The sequence below is a fragment of the Mesorhizobium sp. M2E.F.Ca.ET.219.01.1.1 genome (assembly GCF_004016445.2).
In the GTDB taxonomy this organism is placed as follows: domain Bacteria; phylum Pseudomonadota; class Alphaproteobacteria; order Rhizobiales; family Rhizobiaceae; genus Mesorhizobium.
Genome location: NZ_SADT02000006.1, coordinates 517,290 through 536,478, shown reverse-complemented (window position 1 = coordinate 536,478; position 19,189 = coordinate 517,290). Strand labels below are relative to the sequence as shown.

Here is a 19,189-nt window from a genome sequence, read left to right as displayed (position 1 = left end):
GGGGAGAGGATCATGGCCGACCAGGAGCATAGCTACGATTTTCGGCCGGTCACCGAGAAGGATCTGCCGATGATCGGCAGGTGGCTGCGCGAGCCGCATGTCGCTGAGTGGTGGGACGATCCGGACAAGGAAATCGCCGAGATCCGCGAGCATATCGATTCGGTCTCGGTGGAGCCGCTGATCGTCGAATTGGATGGCAGGCCGATCGCCTATCTGCAGAGCTACGACCCGCATATGGAGGACGACCATCCCTATGCCGACCAGCCTTTCGGCACGCTGGGCGTCGATCTCACGATCGGCCCGCCGGAGCTGGTCGGCATCGGCCATGGCTCGGCCATCCTGCGCCAGTTCGTCGAGGAGCTGTTCGAGGAAGGCGCGCCACGCGTCATCATCGACCCGCATCCCGACAATGGCCGCGCCATCCGCGCCTATGAGAAGGCCGGCTTCAGGCCGATCGGGCGCAGGCATTCGCAATATGGGGACGTCGTGCTGATGGCCGCCGATGCGGACGAAGACGACGAAAATCTGGGGGACTGATCGAATGACTGCGCCTGAGGACAAGACGCTTTCCGCCTATGAGGACAGCTGGCGCATGGGGCTGCTGCTCGTGCTCGCCTTGATCGTCTTCCAGGCGGGCACCTTGTACGGCATGGGCCATCCGCCGATCTGCACCTGCGGCTACGTCAAGCTCTGGCACGGCGTGGTCAACAGCTCGGAGAATTCCCAGCACATCGCGGACTGGTATACCTTCTCGCACATCATCCACGGCTTCCTGTTCTATGCGCTGGCCTGGGCGCTGTTCCCGCGTTCGCCGGTGGGCTTGAGGCTCGCCTTCGCCGTCCTCATCGAAGGCGGCTGGGAGATCCTGGAAAACAGCCCCTTCATCATCGAGCGCTACCGCGCCGGCACCATCTCGCTCAACTACTACGGCGACTCGATCATCAACTCGGTGTCCGACACGTTGTTCATGGCGCTGGGATTTGTGATGGCGCGAAAGCTACCTATATGGGTGATCGTGGCCCTGGCGCTCATCTTCGAGCTCGGCACGGGTTACATCATCCGGGACAATCTAACGCTCAACGTGATCATGCTGCTGCATCCGTTCGAGTCAATCAGGCAGTGGCAAAGTGGAATTTAAGTAATATGAGCACCTTTTCTCCCCGCGAAATCGTTTCGGAACTCGACCGCTTCATCATCGGCCAGAAGGACGCCAAGCGCGCCGTGGCGATCGCGCTTCGCAACCGCTGGCGCCGCCAGCAGCTGGAAGGCCAGATGCGCGAAGAGGTAATGCCGAAGAACATCCTGATGATCGGCCCGACCGGCGTCGGCAAGACCGAGATCTCTCGCCGCCTGGCGCGGCTCGCCGGCGCGCCCTTCGTCAAGGTCGAGGCGACGAAGTTCACCGAGGTCGGCTATGTCGGCCGTGACGTCGAGCAGATCGTGCGCGATCTCGTCGAGGTCGCCATCGGCCTGACCCGCGAAAAGATGCGCGAGGACGTCGCGGCGCGTGCCCAGATCAACGCCGAGGAGCGCGTGCTGGAAGCCCTCGTCGGCAAGACGGCGAGCCCGGCCACGCGCGACTCCTTCCGCAAGAAGCTGCGCGATGGCGAACTCGACGACAAGGAGATCGAGATCGAGGTGGCCGACACCGGCACCGGCGGTATGCCCGGCTTCGAGATTCCCGGCATGCCCGGCGCCAATGTCGGCGTCCTCAACATCAACGACATGCTGTCGAAGGCGATGGGCGGCCGCAGGACCAAGACCCGCAAGACGACGGTGCGCGATTCCTACGCGCTGCTGGTCAACGACGAGTCCGACAAGCTGCTCGACCAGGACGAGGTGGTGCGCCGGGCGCTGGAATCGGCCGAAAATGACGGCATTGTCTTCCTCGACGAGATCGACAAGATCGCGGCCCGGAGCGACATTTCGGGCGGCCCGTCGCGCGAGGGCGTGCAGCGCGACCTGCTGCCGCTGGTCGAAGGCACGACGGTCGCGACCAAGTACGGGCCGATCAAAACCGACCATATATTGTTCATCGCGTCCGGCGCCTTCCACGTTTCCAAGCCGTCCGACCTTTTGCCGGAGCTGCAGGGCCGCCTGCCGATCCGCGTCGAGCTGCGCGCGCTGGAGAAGTCGGATTTCGTCCGCATCCTCACCGAGACCGAGGCTAGCCTCATCAAGCAGTATATCGCGCTGATGAAGACCGAAGGCGTCGAGCTGACCTTTACCGACGACGCGATCGATTCGCTCGCCGGCATCGCCGTCGACCTTAACGCCAGCGTCGAGAACATCGGCGCGCGGCGTCTGCAGACGGTGATGGAGCGCGTGCTGGACGAGATTTCCTACGATGCGCCGGACCGCAACGGCACAGCGGTCACCATCGACGCCGCCTATGTCGAGAAGCATGTCGGCGACCTGTCGCGCAACACCGACCTGTCGCGCTTCATCCTCTGACTTTTGAAGTCGGGCCGCCTCAGCGCCGGCCCGACTTGCCCGGCCGACCAACTTTGGGTGTGGCCAAATGGAGGCATCGGGCCACCATTCTTGGGGGCAGTTGGTAGCCTTCTCTCGACTCTGCCGGACGCTTTACCTAGGTTGCCGCGCGTTCTGGAAGCAATTTCAGCAAAACTGTCCAGCGGTTTTCCGTCTGAAATTGCGTTCAATCAAATGGTTGGGGTGGAGCGGCGATAGCCGAGCCGCCCCAAAGCGGCGGCGGATGAAGAAGTATCTGTTTCTTTTTGTGTGTCTTGCATTGGCGGCGGCGGTGACGATCGCCGATGCCGCCACCATGGTGCCTCCGGGCAACCGCAACGCCGTGCAGCCGGATATTCCGGGCGCGTCGAGCCGGCGCACCCAGGCAACCAACACCACCTTCCGGGCCAAGTACCGGAAAGTCTACGCGTTGCTGCAGAACGATGCCGAACTGCGCGGCAAGATCAGGAAGGTGGCGGCTGCCTATGGCATCGACCCGATGCATATCGTCGGCGCCATCGTCGGCGAGCATACCTACAATGTCGATGCCTATGACCGGCTGCAGACCTATTACGTCAAGGCGATGTCCTATCTGTCCAGCAAGCTGACCTTTGCCTATGAGGGCGAGGATGTCAGCGATTTCGTCCAGCGGCCGGAATTCAAGAAATGCGCCGGCATGGACGACAGCTACGATCTGTGGGAATGCCGCGAGCAGGTCTGGAACCATGCCTTCCGCGGCAAGACCGTCGGCGGCACAAGCTTCCCCAACGACCGCTTCGGCGCTACCTTTTTCCAGCCCTATTATGCCGGCCAGACTTTCGGGCTCGGTCAGTTGAACCCGCTGACCGCGCTGCAGATGAGCGATCTCGTGCACAAGGTCTCAGGCCTGCCCGAGCTCGACGTCAACGATCCCAACGCGGTCTACAAGACCATCATGGATCCGGACCTGACGCTGCCTTACGTCGCCGCGACCATCAGGAAGTCGATCGACGCCTATCGCAGCATCGCCGGCTTCGACATCTCCCACAATCCGGGGCTTGCCGCGACGCTCTACAATGTCGGCAATCCCGAGCAGCGCGCCTATGCGCTGAAGGCCGAGAACGATAAGCGTCGCGCCGCCGGCGAACCGGAAAAGCTGCCCGAGGAGAACTATTACGGCTGGCTGGTCAACGACAAGCTCGATGAGCTGAAGGCGCTGTTCTAGGCGCCGGGCTTCGAGCGCGGAGTCATAGCGTGCATGGCAGCTTGGCGCATGCATTGTCCAATGTAGCGCTGCTCGACCCCCACTCCGTCTCGGCTTCGCCGAGCCACCTCTCCCCCGATCGACGGGGTAGAGGAAAGGTGCCAGGCTTCTTGCCGTCAATGCTTGTCGTCCAGCAACGCTCCCTTCCTTTCCCTCCGGAGGGGGGAAAGGTGGCGCTGCGAAGCAGCGACGGATTGGGGGAACCACGCAGCAATCAAGCCGAGGCCCGATCAGTCACGCCAGTCACAGAAGATGCGTGCATGTCGTAGCCCGTTTACGGGGAGAAGATGCCGGCAGGCAGATGAGGGGCAGCGCCGAACTCAACAATTATCAAGGCAGTTCAAGCCGCCAGCAGCGATTTCAGCTTGACCGCCTGTGAGCCGAGCGCTTCCGGCGCCGGCTTCGCCCGTTTGGCGATCAGCATTTCCGCCAGGCGGATGTCGCGCGCCACCGCATTGCCGGGACCGATGCCGCTGGCGGCGACCAGCCTGCCGTCCTCGGCGAGGTGGAACAGGATGAAGGCGCCGTCGTCGAGGTCGCGCCGCACGATGCTCTTGCCCTCATCCGAAAGCCCAGCGATCTGCAAGGTCAGCCCATACTGATCCGACCAGAACCAAGGCACGGCGGCATGCGCCTCGTCGGCGTCCAGCATGTTCCTGGCGGCCAGCGCGCCTTGTTCCTGCGCGTTGCGCCAGGCCTCCAGCCGAACGCGCCGGCCGCCATAGATGGCGAGCGGGAACGAGCAGCAATCGCCGGCGGCGAAGACATCCGGGTCCGCGGTGCGCAGATGCTCGTCCACGGCGATGCCGTTGTCGATCGCCAGACCCGTCTCGGCGGCAAGCGCCGTCACCGGCACGGCGCCGATGCCGATCACCGCCAGGTCGGCATCGATCTTCTGCCCATCGGTCAGCGTGATGGCGACTTCGTTGCCGTCATCGGCAATTGCGGCGAGCCCCTGGCCGGTGCGGATCGAAACGCCTTCGGCCTCATGCGCCTTGTGGATGATGTCGGCGATCTCGGCCGGCACGCCGCGCATCAGGATGCGCGGCTGCGCCTCGATGACCGTGACGGCGGCACCGAGTTTCCGGGCCGAAGCGGCAAGCTCAAGCCCGATGAAGCCGCCGCCGATGATGGCGACGCGGTTTCCAGCGCTGAGATGGGCGCGGATGGCGAGCGCGTCGCTGAAGGTCCTCAAATAGACGCAGCGCGAGCCGAGGCCCGGCATCGGCAACTGGCGCGGCACGGAGCCGGTCGCCAGCAGCAGCTTGTCGTAGGGAAGGGAAGAGCCGTCCGAAAGCTGCACGGTATGGGCTACGCGATCGATCGCGACGGCCCGGACGGAATGGATGTGCCGGATCGCGCGTTCGGCGAAGAGCGCGTCTGTGGCGATCGCCTTGATGGAGGGAGCCTCGCCGGTCATCGCATCCTTCGACAGCGGCGGTCGCTCATAGGGTGGATGCGGCTCGTCGCCGACCAGCGTCACCGGCCCGTCATAGCCGAGATCGCGGATCGCAAGCGCCGCCCGCCCGCCGCACTCGCCCGCACCGATGATCACCATCCCCGCCATTGTCTCACCCGATCTGGATCAGGACTTTGCCGGCATCGATCTTGACCGGATAGGTCTTCAAATTGACGCAGACCGGGGCGCCGCGCGCGTCGCCGGTCTTGTAGTTGAAGCGGCCATTGTGCTTAGGACATTCGATGATGTCGTCCATCACCAGCCCGTCAGCCAGATGCACCTTTTCATGCGTGCACAGGCCGTCGGTGGCGAAGTACTCGTCGTCCGGGCTGCGGTAGATGGCGAAGGTGCGCCCGGCATGGTCGAACCGGATCACGTCCTCCTCGTCGATGTCTCCGGCCGCGCAGGCCTCGACCCAGTCGCTCATCTCGTCCTCCTGGAATTCATGGTCTTTGGTCGGGCAGCTCACTCGGCCGCGGCCGCCACCGGATTGTCGGTGTGCAGTTCTTCCCGGTAGGGCTTCGCCGTCCGCGGCAACGCGCGCTTGAGGAAGTAATCCTCGTTGCGCAGCTGGCGCAGGAAGGCCGGGATCATCTCGCGATAGCCGGCCAGGATCGAAGGCGTCGGCGCCGGCAGGTCGTGCTTGATCAGCTCGTGCAGCTTCGGCAGCGCGTGATAGGGCACCATCGGGAACATGTGATGCTCCACATGGTAGTTCATGTTCCAGTAGATGAACCGGCTGATCGGGTTCATCAGCACCGTGCGGCTGTTCAGGCGGTGGTCGATGACATTGTCGGCAAGCCCGCCATGCTGCAGCAGCCCGGTCATCACGTGATGCCATGCGCCGTAGAGGCGAGGCAGGCCGACGAGCATCAGCGGCAGCCATGAATGCAGGTAGAGCGCCAGCGCGATGGTCGCGATGTAGATGGCGAGCCAGATGCGGGCCACGCGGATCGCCTTCGGCTGCTCCTGTTCGGGAATGAAGGTCTTTTCCGCGGCGCTGATGACACCGGCGGCATTGCGCACCATGTCGGTCATTGCGTGCCAGGCGTCGAAAATACCGAAGAAGTTCAAGACGACGCGCACAAGGTCCGGCGGGCGCATAACGGCGATCTCCGGGTCGCGGCCGACAATGATGGTGTCGGTGTGGTGGCGCGTATGGCTCCAGCGCCAGGTCACCGGGTTGCGCATGATCATGAAGCAGGCGAGCTGGTAGACGACGTCGTTCATCCACTGCGTGCGGAAGGCCGTGCCGTGGCCGCATTCGTGCCAGCGGGAATCGGTCGAGGAGCCGTAGAGCGTGCCGTAGACGAAGAAGAACGGCACGCACCACCAGCTACCCCAGAACCAGATGCCGCCCGCGGCGCTGATGATGAATGCGGCCAGCCAGATGATGGTGTCGCGGATCGCCGGCTGGTCGGAGCGCTGCATCAGCTCCTTCATCTGCTTGCGCGGAATCTCGGTGTGGTACCACTCGGCTGCCGCGAGACCGTTCTCAACCGCGAGCCTGGCGTCCAGGCCGGTCAGGCTGTAGTCGCGCGGCGACGCCGCCGAAGACGTGATTGCCGTCATTGGGGTTCCTCCGGTAGCCCTTGGCGAACCGCTGCGATCATGCGGGGCTCGCGCGATCGCTGACTTTCGACTTCAGCATAGCCGCAAGGCCTGATAGTCTCAACATCACAAAGATAGTTTCTATCATTTCCTATCAGAATGAGCTATGGGTGAGTCGGATACCCGGAGTGGACAAGCGAGGAGCATTCATGGCAAAGCGCCCGACCATTACTGATCTCGCGCGCGTCTCCGGCGTCAGCGTCGCCACCGTCGACAGGGTGCTGAACAGCCGCCTGCCGGTGCGTGAGGAGACCGCGCGCCGCGTCTATGACGCCGCCACCGAGATCGGCTATCACGCCGCCGGGCTGATCAAGCAGCGCATGCGCCAGGAATTGCCGGAATACCGGCTCGGCTTCCTGTTGCTCAGGGGCAATGACGTCTTCTACGGCGATTTCGCGAAGGAGCTCGAGGTAGCGGTCGCACAGTCGCAGCGTTTCCGCGGCGTCGCGACAATCGAGTTCGCCGCTTCCTTGGCGCCGGACGAAATCGCCGGCCAGATGCGCAGGCTGGCGGCCAAGTCGAGAGCCATCGCCGTCGTCGGCCCGGACCATCCCAACCTCACGGCGGTCGTGGAAGCGCTGAAGGCGAGGGGCCAGCCGGTCTTCTCGCTGCTGTCCGATTTTGCCGCCGGCATCCGCGAGGGCTATGTCGGTCTCGACAACCGCAAGGTCGGGCGGAGCGCCGCCTGGATGATCGCCAAGGCCGCCAGGAAGCCGGGCAAGGTGGCGCTCTTCGTCGGCAGCCACCGCTTCCACGGCCATGAGCTGCGCGAGATCGGCTTCCGCTCTTTCTTCCGCGAGCACGCGCCCGACTTCACCGTGATGGAGACGCTGGTCAACCTCGAGGCCAATGACGTGACGCATGACGCCATGCTCGACCTCCTGGCCCGCCATCCCGATCTCGCCGGCTGCTATGTCGCCGGCGGCGGCATGGAGGGCGCGGTCTCGGCGCTGCGGACGGCGAACCCGGCCGAGATGCCGGTCGTCATCTGCAACGAGATCAACGCCGTCTCGCGCGCGGCGCTTGCCGACAACATCCTCACCATGGTGATCTCGACGCCGCTTGCCGCGCTCTGCCGGGAACTCGTCGGGCTGATGGCGCATGCCATCGAAAGCGGCGCGGCCAATGCCCCGGGACAGACCTTTCTGCCCTTCGACATCTATCTGCCGGAAAATATCTAGCGTCCCGCCATGATAGAAGCCATCAGGCTGATGGATTCTTTCATGGCAGGTTGCTCCTATTCGGGCCCAGGTTTCGGCGATTTTTGTCGTCGTCGTGCCCCTGATGAACGAAAAACCGGCTGGCCCGGTCGGAATCGCCCTTGACGTTTCCCAAACGAAATGGAATAAATATTTCACTAACTAGGCCTTTTGGTTCTTTCGTTCCGAAGCGCCTGTTCGAACGGAGGAAGAGGCGTTCCAATAGAATTGGCGACGCCTCATTGGCCGCAGGGAGAGTTCCCCGGGGCAAACCGGGGATTCCGGTTCAATGGGTGCAGCCGGACACCAAGTGGAGGAGAATAAAATGAAGAGACTTCTTTTGGGCGTCGCGCTCTCGGCGCTGATGTGTTCATCCGCCTTCGCCGCCAAGATCGGCGTTTCGATGGCCCTTTTCGACGACAACTTCCTCACTGTCTTGCGCAACGGCATGATCGCGCAGGCCAAGGGCATGAGCGGCGTCGAGCTGCAGGTCGAGGACGCGCAGAACGACGTGGCCAAGCAGCTCGACCAGATCAAGAACTTCGCCGCCTCGGGCGTCGACGCCATTATCGTCAATCCGGTCGATACCTCGGCCACGCAGGCGATGTCGGATGCGGCCGCCGCAGCCAAGATCCCGCTGGTCTATGTCAACCGCGAGCCGGTCAACGTCGACAAGCTGCCCGACAACCAGGCCTTCGTAGCCTCGAACGAAGCCGATTCCGGCACGCTCGAGACCAAGGAAGTTTGCCGCCTGTTCAAGGAAGCCGGCAAGAAGGAAGCCAATGTCTATGTGATCATGGGCGAGCTTTCCAACCAGGCCGCGGTGCAGCGCACCAAGGACATCGACGAGGTCATCGCCACGCCGGACTGCAACTTCATCAAGATCATCGACAAGCAGACCTCGAACTGGAAGCGTGACGAGGCGCAGAACCTGATGACCAACTGGCTGTCGTCCGGCAAGGCGTTCGATGGCGTCATCGCCAACAACGACGAAAGCGCCATCGGCGCCATCCAGGCGATGAAAGCCGCCAATATCGACATGAAGTCGGTCGTCGTCGGCGGCGTCGACGCCACCCAGGATGCGCTGGTTGCCATGCAGGCCGGCGATCTCGACGCAACGGTCTTCCAGGACGCCGCCGGCCAGGGCGCCGGGGCGCTTGACGCCGCGCTCAAGCTCGCCAAGGGCGAAAAGGTGGACAAGAAGGTCTACATCCCCTTCCAGCTCGTCACCCCGGCGAACATCGACAAGTTCTTGAAGAAGAACTGAGGCGTCTCGATACGGGCGGCGCGTCCAATCGGAACGGACGCGCCGCTCCGCCTTTCCTCCCGATCGCGCGGGAGGCAGGACAAGGTGCGCCCGACGGAGGAAGAAGACGTGTCACAGACATCGCATGGCATTGGCGGGCTGAGCTATGACGCCAAGAAGCGTCCATGGCCGGCCGAGTTCAACGTGTTCCTGGCGCTAGTCATCCTGGTCGCCGCTTTCGAGCTGGTCGGCCGCGTCTTCCTCGGCGACAGCTTCCTGTTCAACACCCGCGAGAATGTCTCCGGGCTCTTCAACGAGCAGCGCCTGCAGATCATCATCCTGCAGGTGTCGATCGTCGGCATCATCGCAATCGGCGTCACCCAGGTCATCATCTGCGGCGGCATCGACTTGTCCTCGGGCTCGATCGTCGGCGCCACGGCCATGATCGCCATGAGCTTCGCTCAAGTCGCGACCGTCAATGGCAACCCCAACCCCAAGGCGATGTTCATCGATTATGGCTGGACCGACCTGCCCGTCATCGTGCCGCTGCTGGTCGCTATCGGCTGCGGCTTGGTAGCCGGCCTGATCAACGGTCTGCTGATCGCCTACACCCGCATTCCGCCCTTCATCGCCACGCTCGGCATGATGGTCACTGCCCGCGGCATCGCTAAATGGTGGTCGAAGGGCCAGCCGATCTCATTTCCGACCGACAGCTTCGCGGCCATCGGCAGAGGCCTGATGCCGGTCGTCATCTTCATCTCGCTGGCACTCCTGTTCCAGCTCATCCTGACCTACACGAAATACGGCAAGCATTGCTACGCCATCGGCTCCAACGAGGACGCCGCGCGCATGTCGGGCATCAAGATCGCCAACCACAAGGTGCTGGTCTACGCCATCGCCGGTATCCTGGCCTCGATTGCCGCCGTGGTGCTGTCCTCCAAGAACCTCACCGCCCAGGCCGGCATGGGGGTCATGTACGAGCTGGACGCCATCGCCATGGCCGTCATTGGCGGCGTTTCTCTGTCGGGCGGCCGGGGCTCGATCATCGGCACCGTGATCGGCTCGCTGATCTTCGGCGTCATCATTTCCGGCTTCACCTTCCTGCGCCTCGACGCCTACTATCAGGAGATGGTGAAGGGCGTGATCATAGTCGGCGCCGTCGTTCTCGATCAATGGCGCCAGCGCCGCCGGGCGATAGGAGCTTGACCATGTCGGACATCGTTCTGAAGACCGAAAACCTCACCAAGCATTATGGCGGCGTGCACGCGCTGCAGGAGGCGAATTTCGAGCTGCGCAAGGGCGAGCATGTCGCCATCATGGGCGACAACGGCGCCGGCAAGTCGACCTTCGTGCGCCAGATCACCGGCGTCGAGCAGCGCACCGACGGCAAGATCTGGTTCGACGGCAAGGAGGTCAATTTCGCCGGCCCGATCGAGGCGCGCGAGGCGGGCATCGAGACCGTGTTCCAGAACCTGGCTTTGGCCGACGATCTCGACGTGCCGTCCAACCTGTTCCTCGGCCGTGAGAAGGTGCTGTTCAATCTCGGGCCGTTCTCGATCCTCGACCGCAAGGCGATGCGCAAGGCGACCGAGGCCGCGCTTGTCCGCACGGCGGTGAAGATCCCCAACCTCTCCAGCACCATCCGCCACATGTCGGGCGGCCAGCGCCAGTGCGTGGCGATCGCCAGGACGGCGACCTTCGCCTCCAAGCTGATCATCATGGACGAGCCGACGGCGGCGCTCGGCGTGCAGGAAACGGCGCAGGTCGAAAACATCATCCGCACGCTGAAGGAAAACGGCGAGCCGCTGATCCTGGTCAGCCACAACATGCGCCAGGTGTTCGACCTGGTCGACCGCATCGTCGTCTTCCGCCGTGGCCGCATCGTCGCCAATCTGCGCAAGCAGGACACCGACGGCAACGATATCGTCGCCTACATCACCGGCGCCAAGACCGGACAGGCGGAGCTGCAGGCCGCCTGACGGCGCGCCACGACGGGAACAAGCAATCGTCCGCGCCGAGAGGCGCGGACTGTCTATAAAACCCACCTCGAAGGACATTCCATGACACTCCGCTTCGCTCTTCTCGGCGCCGGCCGTATCGGCAAGGTGCATGCCCGCGCCGTCGGCTCCAATCCCCAGGCCAAGCTGGTCGCCGTGGCTGACGCCTTCGAGAAGGCCGCAACGGAATTGGCCTCCGCCTATGGCGCCGAAGTGCGCACGATCGATGCCATCGAGAAGGCCAAGGACATCGACGCCGTCATCATCTGCACGCCGACCGACACCCATGCCGATCTCATCGAGCGCTTCGCCAAGGCCGGCAAGGCGATCTTCTGCGAGAAGCCGATCGACCTCTCCGTCGAGCGCGTCGAAAAATGCCTGGCCGTGGTCGACAAGACCGGCGCCACGCTGATGGTCGGCTTCAACCGCCGCTTCGACCCGCATTTCGCCGCCGTGCGCAAGGCGATCGACGACGGCGCCATCGGCACGGTCGAGATGGTCACCATCACGTCCCGCGATCCCGGCGCCCCGCCGCTCGACTACATCGCCAGGTCCGGGGGTATTTTTCGCGATATGACCATCCATGATTTCGACATGGCGCGCTTTCTGCTCGGCGAGGAGCCGGTTGCCGTCAGCGCCCATGCTTCGGTGCTTGTCGACAAGAAGATCGGCGAAGCCGGCGATTTCGATTCGGTCAGCGTCATCCTCGAAACCGCGTCCGGCAAGCAGGCCGTCATCTCCAATTCCCGCCGCGCCACCTATGGCTACGACCAGCGCATCGAGGTGCATGGCTCCAAGGGCATGGTCGCGGCCGAGAACCAGCGGCCGGTCTCGATCGAGCTCGCCAACGACAAGGGCTACACCCGCCCGCCGCTGCACGACTTCTTCATGACCCGCTACATCGACGCCTACGCCAACGAGATCGCCTCCTTCATCGCCGCCGCGACCGCCGGCAAGAAGGCGGCGCCGAGCGGAAAGGACGGGCTGGTCGCGCTGAGGCTCGCCGACGCGGCGCTGAAATCGGCAAAGACCGGCAAGACCGTCCGCATCGATTGAACGTTCGACCTAGATTACAGGAGCAAAGCGATGAGCGGTTTGGCCGGTCGCAATTCAGAAACGCGCGCCATCGTCACCGGCGGCGCGCAGGGCATCGGCTTCGCGGTTGCCGAGGCCCTTGCCGACGAGGGCTGCCGCGCGCTGGCGCTGATCGGCCGGTCGCAGGAGAAGGGCGACAAGGCGGTGGCAGTGTTGAAGAAGAACGGTGTCGACGTCATCTTCATCAGCGCTGATGTCGCCAAGGTCGCCGACTGCAAGCGCGCCGTGGCAACGGCGCTGGAGCATTTCGGCACGCTGAACGCTTTGGTCAACGCCGCCGCCACCTCGGCGCGGGGATCGTTGGTCGAGACCACCGAGGAGCTGTTCGACCAGATCTTCGACACCAATGTGCGCGGCCCCTTCTTCCTGATGCAGGGGCTTGTCACGCATCTGCTGGACCGCAAGGCGCCGGGCTCGATCGTCAATGTGCTGTCGATGTCGGCGCATGCCGGCCAGTCGTTCCTCACGCCCTATTCGACCAGCAAGGGCGCGCTGATGACGCTGACCAAGAATGTCGCCAGCGCCTACCGGAGGAACCGCATCCGCTGCAACGCCGTGCTGCCGGGATGGATGGACACCGAGGGCGAGGCGATCGTGCAAAAGAAATGGCACGGAGCGTCGGATGACTGGCTGGAGAAGGCCGAAGCCGCGCAACCGATGGGCCAACTAGTCAAGCCGGCGCAGCTTGCGCGGCTGATCACCTACATGCTGAGCCCCCAGGCCGGGGTCATGACCGGCTCACTGGTCGACTACGACCAGAACATTGCCGGCGTGATCGGGGAGTAGTGACAAGCGCCCTCGCATCGACTATATCAGCCGCATGATCCACCTGACCGCCTCGTTTTGGTACTTTAGCTACGGTAGCTCGCTGGCGGCGGGAGGATTGTGCTCGATCTGAAGATTCCAGATCAAAATCCGACAAGCCGCCAGACCTGGCGGCTTTTTTGTTTCAGCCGGCAGGTCTCCTAACCAGGAGCAGAAAGCCGTGTTGACCACCACAGACGACCTTCGGGTCACCGAAATCAGAGCCCTGAGCACGCCCGACGAGGTGATGCGCGAGATACCGCGCTCGCTCACCGCGACGCGCACCGTTGCCGCTTCGCGCAATGCCATCCATTCGATCGTTACCGGGGCCGACGATCGACTGCTTGTCATCGTCGGCCCTTGTTCCATCCACGATCCGGTCGCGGCCGTTGACTATGCCAGCCGTCTGGCGGCGCTGCGCGAGGCCCTGGCCGACCGGCTCGAGATCGTCATGCGCGTCTATTTCGAGAAGCCGCGCACCACGATCGGCTGGAAGGGGCTGATCAACGATCCCGATCTCGACGGCAGCTTCAACATCGAGAAGGGCTTGCGCATGGCGCGCAATGTGCTCTCGGCTGTCAACAATCTCGGCCTGCCGGCGGCGACCGAGTTCCTCGACATGACCATCCCGCAATACATCGCCGACCTCGTCGCCTGGGGCGCCATCGGCGCGCGCACGACCGAAAGCCAGATCCATCGCGAGCTGGCCTCGGGCCTCTCCTGCCCGGTCGGCTTCAAGAACGGCACCGACGGCAATCTCCGGATCGCCGGCGAGGCGGTGAAATCGGCGGCGCAACCGCATCATTTCATGGCGGTGACCAAGGGCGGCCGCAGCGCCATCGCGGCGACCACCGGCAATGAGGACTGCCACGTCATCCTGCGCGGCGGCATTCAGCCGAACTACGATGCCGCGAGCGTCGATGCCGCCGCCGCCGAGCTCGGCCGCATCGGCGTCGCGCCACGGCTGATGATCGACGTCAGCCACGCCAACAGCGCCAAGAAGCCGGAGAACCAGCCGAAGGTCGCGCATGACGTTGCCGGCCAGGTCGCGGCGGGCGACGAGCGGATCATCGGCGTCATGATGGAGAGCAACCTCGTCGCCGGCCGCCAGGACGTCGTGCCCGGCAAGCCGCTCGTCTACGGCCAGAGCATCACCGACGGCTGCATCGACTGGGCGACCACGGAGACCGTGCTGCATGGCCTCGCCGGCGCTGTCGAATGGCGCCGGTCGGTGAAGCGCGAAATGCTCGCCAGCCGTCAGGGCGCGGCATAAGCCCAATGGAGAGGGCGGCGGTCACGCCGCCCTCAATCCTTCCCAGGCCGTAAATATTGAAACGGCAAACAGCAGCAGCCCTGCGGCACGGCCTGCAAGTATGGTCGCCTGCGGATTGTCGACCAGCAGCCCCCGGCTGCGGCCGGCGGTGACGGCAAGCCCGCCATAGATCGCCGCCTGTGTGGCGACCGTCAGCAATCCCATGATCGTTGCCTGCATCCAGATCGGACCGTAAGCCGGCTTGAGGAATTGCGGATAGACGGCAAGGATGAAGAGATAGGCCTTCGGATTGATCAGGCAGGTGACCAGACCCTGGCGAAACGCTTTCCAGGCCGAGCGGCTGCCAGCCGGGCCGTCATCGCCGACGGTGATCGAGCTGCGCATCAGCGAAATGCCGATATAGGCCATGTAGGCGGCGCCGGCGACCAGCAGCGGCGTGAACAGGATCGGCACGAAATGCATCAGCAGGCCGACGCCGATCGCACCGTTCAGCGTGTGCACCGCGCCGCCCAGCATGATGCCTGCGGTCGCCGCCAGGCCCCTGTTGCTGCCGCCGGTGAGCGCATTGGCCAGCACGAACAGCATGTCCATGCCCGGAACGGCGATGATGCCGAACAGAAGCACGAAGAACAGCCAGAGATTTTCGCCATAACTCATGTCAGTTGCCTGTCGCCTCGTTCGCTTGGGTGCAAAAGAATCTATTGATTTTCAAGCGGGTAGGCGGCCCTATAGGTCACACCAACTGACGGGGATGTGTCAGTTGCGTTTCGGTCGGGTGGAAAAATGCGCAAGGCATCGCGCCTGTTCGAGATCATCCAGATCCTGCGTCTGGCCAAAAAGCCGGTGACGGCGGCGACGATCGCCGAGCGGTTGGAAGTGACGGTGCGCTCGGTCTATCGCGATATCGCCGCGCTGCAGGCGATGCGCGTGCCGATCGAGGGCGGACGCGGCATCGGCTATATCCTGCGCCCCGGCTTCGACCTGCCGCCGCTGATGTTTTCCATCGAGGAGATGGAAGCGATCGTGCTGTCCCTGGCGCTGCTTGAACGCACCGGCGACGACGAGTTGAAGCAGGCGGCGAAACGCGTCGGCGCCAAGATCGCCGGCGCCGTGCCGCCGCCCTTGCGGCAGACCCTCGACGCCAATGCGCTTCACGCCTGGGGTTTTGCCGCCCCTTCCGCTTCCGCCGTCGACCTCGCGCTGGTTCGCCGCGCCATCCGCGACGAGGAGAAGCTCAGCCTCTCCTATCGTGACGAGGCTGGACGGGCGACCGACCGCATCATCCGCCCGGTCGCGCTGATCTATTATGCCGAGACCGCCAACATCGTCGCCTGGTGCGAACTGCGCCAGGCCATCCGCAATTTCCGCAGCGACCGCATCGAGGACTGCCGGCCGGCTGGCCTGTGGTTCAAGGGCGAGGGCGACCGGCTGCGGCAGGTGTGGGTCGACGGCTGGGAGATCAATGCCTCGACCGCCGGCTGAGGCGCTGGCCGGCTTTCAGGGCACGATGCCGCGACAGGCCCAGGCGACATTGGCGAAGGATCGCGGGCCGTCGGGCCGGCCGGCCTGATAGGCATCGCGGACGGCGGCCTCGACGCGCTCCCGCTCGGCCGCGTCCAACGTGGTCATATATTTGCCGAGCGGCCCTTCGCCGGCGCCGATCGGCGCCCAGAAGTCGCGGAAATCCGCGTAGTCCATGCGGATTATCAGCTCGGCTTCGGTGACGTCGACGAGACCCTGCTCGACAAAGGTCCGCTTCATCTCGCCGGGCTGCATCATCGGCTGGAAACAATAGCGGCTGCGCATCTGGCGTCCGCTTTCGCTGAGCGCCGCGACCGTATCGATCATCATGCGCATGCCGGTCATGCCGCCGTAATGGTCCCAGACGACGGCCGCGACCACGCCGCCCGGCCGCACCACACGACGCATCTCGGCCACCGCCTTGCCGGCCTCCGGCACGAAATGCAGCACCAGCAGCGCCAGCGCGCGGTCGAAGGCGTTGTCGGCGAATGGCAACGCAGTGGCATCGGCCTGGCTGATGGTGACGCGCGGATCGGTGTTTTTCTCCTTCGCCGCCGCGACGAAGACCGGCGAAAAGTCGATGGCCTGGATCTCGGCAAGATCGGCCGATTTCGCGAGCTCGAATGTCAGGCTCCCGGTGCCGCAGCCGACATCGAGGATTGTCTCGCCGGCGGCCAGACCGGCGAAGTCGATGAACTTGGGCGCGAGCCTGCGGCTCCAGCGCCCCATGAGTTGCTCATAACCGGATGCTGCATGGACGGTGAAGGTGGATGTCATCGGAGCCTCCCATTCATGAGCTTAAGCTAAACGACGGCGCAACTGCTGCATAGGCGCCGGGCAATCTCGTTGTCGGAGCAAGGATAGCGTGGCGTGCCCCGATTTTTATGTGGGCGATCTCACGCTCCCCCTGGTATGGATCGGGCTCAGACGTTCGGGAATAACACCTGCACGGTTTCGATCGGCAGCAGCATGACTCGCTCACCCAGCGGAGACGCGAGGAAGCCGTGCCGTTGATAGAAACCCACGGCGGCATCGTCGATAGCATGCGCCACCACGGCGCGAACTCCGGCAATGTCCGACACGGCGAGACACCTGCGCAACGCGTCGGAAAGCAGGTCGCTCCCTAGCCCAATTCCCTGGAACGTCTGATCCACCGCAAGGCGGCCGATCAGCAGCAGCGGTACTTGCTCGGGCATCCCGCGTCGGAGCTTCGCGGTTGGAAGCGCGATCCGTTCTTCCATCGCCGTCGAGATCGCATAATAACCGACGACGCGATTTCTCGTGCCCGCTTCACAAACGACATAGGTTCGGGCGGACAGTCCTTCGCCAATCAAGGCACGGTTTCGCAGCCAGTCATCAAGAGATGAATGCTTGCCATTGTAAAATTCAGAGACGTCGTGGCTAACGGTCAGCCGTTCGGGAGCGCGGACTCGCGATCCTCGCGGTGGGCCAGCCGACATCAGCGTTCCCAGGCCGGCTTGCGCGTCATACGCGAGCGAAGCTCCTCCGACGGTTTGTTCGGAGCATCAAGCAGGTCAAGAAATTTCTCGTGCGCGTCCGTATCGAGAAAAAAGGCACGTTGGTCGAGAATGGTCTCCTCGGCCTGCTTGCGGGCACTGTCCAGCATGAACTCCGATAGCTTCTGTCCGCGCAAGCTCGCTGCGCGATTGAGAATAGCCTTCGTTCCCGCCGAAGCACGGATTTGAATTATGTCATCCTTGCGCGCTGTGTCGTGATTGCTGCCAGCATGACCGGACTGCGCCATCGAATCCTCCTGTGTTCAGGATAAGATATCTAGTGGTTGTCAATACAATGTCAACACATACAAGATTTCGACGTGGCGAACTGGGGCATCCTACCCCTTCACGTCCGCCACGCTCTCCCGCTCCACCAGCGGGCATTCCAGCTTGGTGATGGGATAGCGGCCGCGGCCGGGCGTCGGCGGGGTCTCAAGCTGCTCGATCGCCCATTGGCCCATCGCCAGATGCGGCAGGATGGATGTGGTCAGCGGCGGGAAGAGATGGCGGGCGATCTCCTCGTCGTCATAGCCGACCACGGAAATGTCCTGAGGGATATGCAGGCCGGCTTCCTTGAGCGCTTCGTAGCAGCCAATCGCCGTGCGGTCGTTCTGGCAGAAAATGGCAGTCGGACGCTCCTTGAGCCCGAGCAGCTTCACCGTCGCGGCGTAGCCGGCGCTGGCCGACCAGTCGCCCTCGACCACCAACTCCGGATCGAAGGGAATGTCGGCGGTGGCCAGAGCGCGGCGGTAGCCCTTGAGCCGGTCCTGCGCGGCCTGCATCCACGGCTCGCCGGTGATGGTGGCGATACGGCGATGGCCATGCGCGATCAGGTGCCTGGTGGCGCTCTGGCCACCGGCGATCTCGGAGGGAACCACGGCTGGGAAGGCATAGTCGGCGGTGTAGCAGTTGAGCAGGATGACCGGGATGTCGAGGCTGTAGAGGAAATCTGGCGCCGCGATCTCGCGGGTGAAGATGGTCATATAGATCAGCGCCGAGATGCCGCGCCGCGTCAGCGCTGAAATCGCGCGCGGCTCCATCACCGCGTCGCCCATGGTCTGCGCCACCAGAAGCACGTTGCCGGCGTTCCACGAGGCTTGCCGCGCGCCCTCGATGGCGACCACCGCCTCGGGGCTGGTGGCGAGCTGGTCGACCGCGAAGCCGATGACGCCGTCCAGGCCTTCGAACGGCGTCACCGGCGGCCTGAGCGCCGAAAAGACCGGCGGCGAATAGCCTAGCGCCCGCGCCGCCTCGATCACCCGGTCGCGCGTCTGCTGCGACAGCCTGATCCCCGGCGAATTGTTGAGCACGAACGACACCGTCGCCTGCGAGCAGCCGGCGGCGCGCGCAATATCGGTCATGGTCACGCGTCCCTTCGGCTTGGCCGCCGGCTTGCGGCGCCTGGAGGCTCCGGGGGGATCGCGCAGGTCCGTCGGTTCGCTCATGGTCGTTTCCCAAACCCAGCCGGCTCTAGATCAAAGGCGGCGGCAACGGCAAGATGGTCGAGGCCGTTGCGTTTATCGAGGTGCGCCAGACTAATATATATTAGCAGGCAAGGCATGCAAATTGCCGGCTAGGCCGCTTCGCGACGAAACCAATCAGACAAGGTCAGCAATGCTGACAATTCCTGTATTTTCCGCGCGGCTGCAAGCGTTGCCGCGCCTACTCTCCTCACTCCCGGCGTGTCCTTCGACCAGCGTCTCCTCCGCGTCGAAAGCGCGCCTCGCGGCTTCATAACTAATAGTCTTTACT

20 protein-coding genes are annotated in these 19,189 nt (G+C 63.8%); 12 read left to right on the top strand and 8 right to left on the bottom strand.

Annotated features, from left to right (window positions below; all coding sequences use genetic code 11):
• Positions 1-12: 12 nt before the first annotated feature.
• From EN862_RS28465 to EN862_RS28450, 4 genes are all read left to right on the top strand, one after another.
• On the top strand, positions 13-537 hold the full coding sequence (locus EN862_RS28465) for a GNAT family N-acetyltransferase (protein WP_127866792.1): 525 nt from the start codon (positions 13-15) through the stop codon (positions 535-537).
• 4 nt (positions 538-541) lie between these two features.
• Positions 542-1,138, top strand: a complete 597-nt coding sequence (locus tag EN862_RS28460; protein ID WP_042637556.1) for a DUF2585 domain-containing protein — start codon at positions 542-544, stop codon at positions 1,136-1,138.
• Positions 1,139-1,143: 5 nt separating this feature from the next.
• Positions 1,144-2,454, top strand: a complete 1,311-nt coding sequence (gene hslU, locus EN862_RS28455; protein WP_127866791.1) for an ATP-dependent protease ATPase subunit HslU — start codon at positions 1,144-1,146, stop codon at positions 2,452-2,454.
• A gap of 262 nt (positions 2,455-2,716) precedes the next feature.
• Positions 2,717-3,676, top strand: a complete 960-nt coding sequence (locus EN862_RS28450) for a DUF1402 family protein (RefSeq protein WP_127866790.1) — start codon at positions 2,717-2,719, stop codon at positions 3,674-3,676.
• A gap of 379 nt (positions 3,677-4,055) precedes the next feature.
• Here EN862_RS28450 and EN862_RS28445 read toward each other — a convergent pair whose 3' ends face one another.
• The 3 genes from EN862_RS28445 to EN862_RS28435 are packed head-to-tail and all read right to left on the bottom strand — an operon-like array spanning position 4,056 to position 6,746.
• Positions 4,056-5,282 (bottom strand): FAD-dependent oxidoreductase, encoded by a 1,227-nt coding sequence (locus EN862_RS28445; RefSeq protein ID WP_127866789.1) that lies wholly within the window; start codon positions 5,280-5,282, stop codon positions 4,056-4,058.
• 4 nt (positions 5,283-5,286) lie between these two features.
• Entirely contained in the window at positions 5,287-5,601 is a 315-nt protein-coding gene (locus tag EN862_RS28440) for a MocE family 2Fe-2S type ferredoxin (RefSeq protein ID WP_127866788.1), read from the bottom strand.
• A 38-nt stretch (positions 5,602-5,639) separates the two neighbouring features.
• Positions 5,640-6,746, bottom strand: coding sequence for a fatty acid desaturase family protein (locus tag EN862_RS28435; RefSeq protein WP_127866787.1), 1,107 nt, complete (start codon positions 6,744-6,746; stop codon positions 5,640-5,642).
• A gap of 188 nt (positions 6,747-6,934) precedes the next feature.
• Between EN862_RS28435 and EN862_RS28430 the strand changes: the two genes are divergently transcribed.
• The 7 genes from EN862_RS28430 (at position 6,935) to EN862_RS28400 (ending at position 14,399) form a co-directional block, all read left to right on the top strand.
• Positions 6,935-7,966, top strand: a complete 1,032-nt coding sequence (locus EN862_RS28430) for a LacI family DNA-binding transcriptional regulator (protein ID WP_127866786.1) — start codon at positions 6,935-6,937, stop codon at positions 7,964-7,966.
• Positions 7,967-8,309: 343 nt separating this feature from the next.
• Positions 8,310-9,251: a sugar ABC transporter substrate-binding protein gene (locus tag EN862_RS28425; RefSeq protein ID WP_127866785.1), complete on the top strand. Its 942-nt coding sequence runs from the start codon at positions 8,310-8,312 to the stop codon at positions 9,249-9,251.
• A gap of 108 nt (positions 9,252-9,359) precedes the next feature.
• The gene (locus EN862_RS28420; RefSeq protein ID WP_127866784.1) at positions 9,360-10,436 is read left to right on the top strand and encodes an ABC transporter permease; all 1,077 of its coding nucleotides are present in this window, start codon (positions 9,360-9,362) and stop codon (positions 10,434-10,436) included.
• Between the two features lie 2 nt (positions 10,437-10,438).
• Entirely contained in the window at positions 10,439-11,209 is a 771-nt protein-coding gene (locus EN862_RS28415; RefSeq protein WP_095768022.1) for an ATP-binding cassette domain-containing protein, read from the top strand.
• Between the two features lie 81 nt (positions 11,210-11,290).
• Positions 11,291-12,283 (top strand): inositol 2-dehydrogenase, encoded by a 993-nt coding sequence (iolG, locus tag EN862_RS28410; RefSeq protein WP_127866783.1) that lies wholly within the window; start codon positions 11,291-11,293, stop codon positions 12,281-12,283.
• Between the two features lie 30 nt (positions 12,284-12,313).
• The gene (locus EN862_RS28405) at positions 12,314-13,108 is read left to right on the top strand and encodes an SDR family oxidoreductase (RefSeq protein WP_127866782.1); all 795 of its coding nucleotides are present in this window, start codon (positions 12,314-12,316) and stop codon (positions 13,106-13,108) included.
• 199 nt (positions 13,109-13,307) lie between these two features.
• Positions 13,308-14,399 carry a 3-deoxy-7-phosphoheptulonate synthase gene (locus tag EN862_RS28400; RefSeq protein ID WP_127866781.1) on the top strand — a complete coding sequence of 364 codons (1,092 nt, stop codon included), beginning with the start codon at positions 13,308-13,310 and terminating at the stop codon, positions 14,397-14,399.
• 21 nt (positions 14,400-14,420) lie between these two features.
• Here the strand turns inward: EN862_RS28400 and EN862_RS28395 are convergent, their stop codons facing one another.
• On the bottom strand, positions 14,421-15,056 hold the full coding sequence (locus EN862_RS28395) for a LysE family translocator (protein ID WP_127866780.1): 636 nt from the start codon (positions 15,054-15,056) through the stop codon (positions 14,421-14,423).
• Positions 15,057-15,182: 126 nt separating this feature from the next.
• Between EN862_RS28395 and EN862_RS28390 the strand changes: the two genes are divergently transcribed.
• On the top strand, positions 15,183-15,881 hold the full coding sequence (locus EN862_RS28390; RefSeq protein WP_127866779.1) for a YafY family protein: 699 nt from the start codon (positions 15,183-15,185) through the stop codon (positions 15,879-15,881).
• 15 nt (positions 15,882-15,896) lie between these two features.
• Here the strand turns inward: EN862_RS28390 and EN862_RS28385 are convergent, their stop codons facing one another.
• The 4 genes from EN862_RS28385 to EN862_RS28370 all read right to left on the bottom strand — a co-directional run bounded on the left by EN862_RS28385 (position 15,897) and on the right by EN862_RS28370 (position 18,882).
• Positions 15,897-16,697, bottom strand: a complete 801-nt coding sequence (locus EN862_RS28385; RefSeq protein ID WP_127866778.1) for a class I SAM-dependent methyltransferase — start codon at positions 16,695-16,697, stop codon at positions 15,897-15,899.
• A 146-nt stretch (positions 16,698-16,843) separates the two neighbouring features.
• Positions 16,844-17,380, bottom strand: coding sequence for a GNAT family N-acetyltransferase (locus EN862_RS28380; RefSeq protein WP_127866777.1), 537 nt, complete (start codon positions 17,378-17,380; stop codon positions 16,844-16,846).
• Positions 17,380-17,685 (bottom strand): DUF1778 domain-containing protein, encoded by a 306-nt coding sequence (locus EN862_RS28375; RefSeq protein WP_127866776.1) that lies wholly within the window; start codon positions 17,683-17,685, stop codon positions 17,380-17,382. Before EN862_RS28375 ends, EN862_RS28380 begins: the two co-directional genes overlap by 1 nt.
• Before the next feature lie 90 nt (positions 17,686-17,775).
• On the bottom strand, positions 17,776-18,882 hold the full coding sequence (locus tag EN862_RS28370; RefSeq protein ID WP_193771585.1) for a LacI family DNA-binding transcriptional regulator: 1,107 nt from the start codon (positions 18,880-18,882) through the stop codon (positions 17,776-17,778).
• Positions 18,883-19,189: the final 307 nt, after the last annotated feature.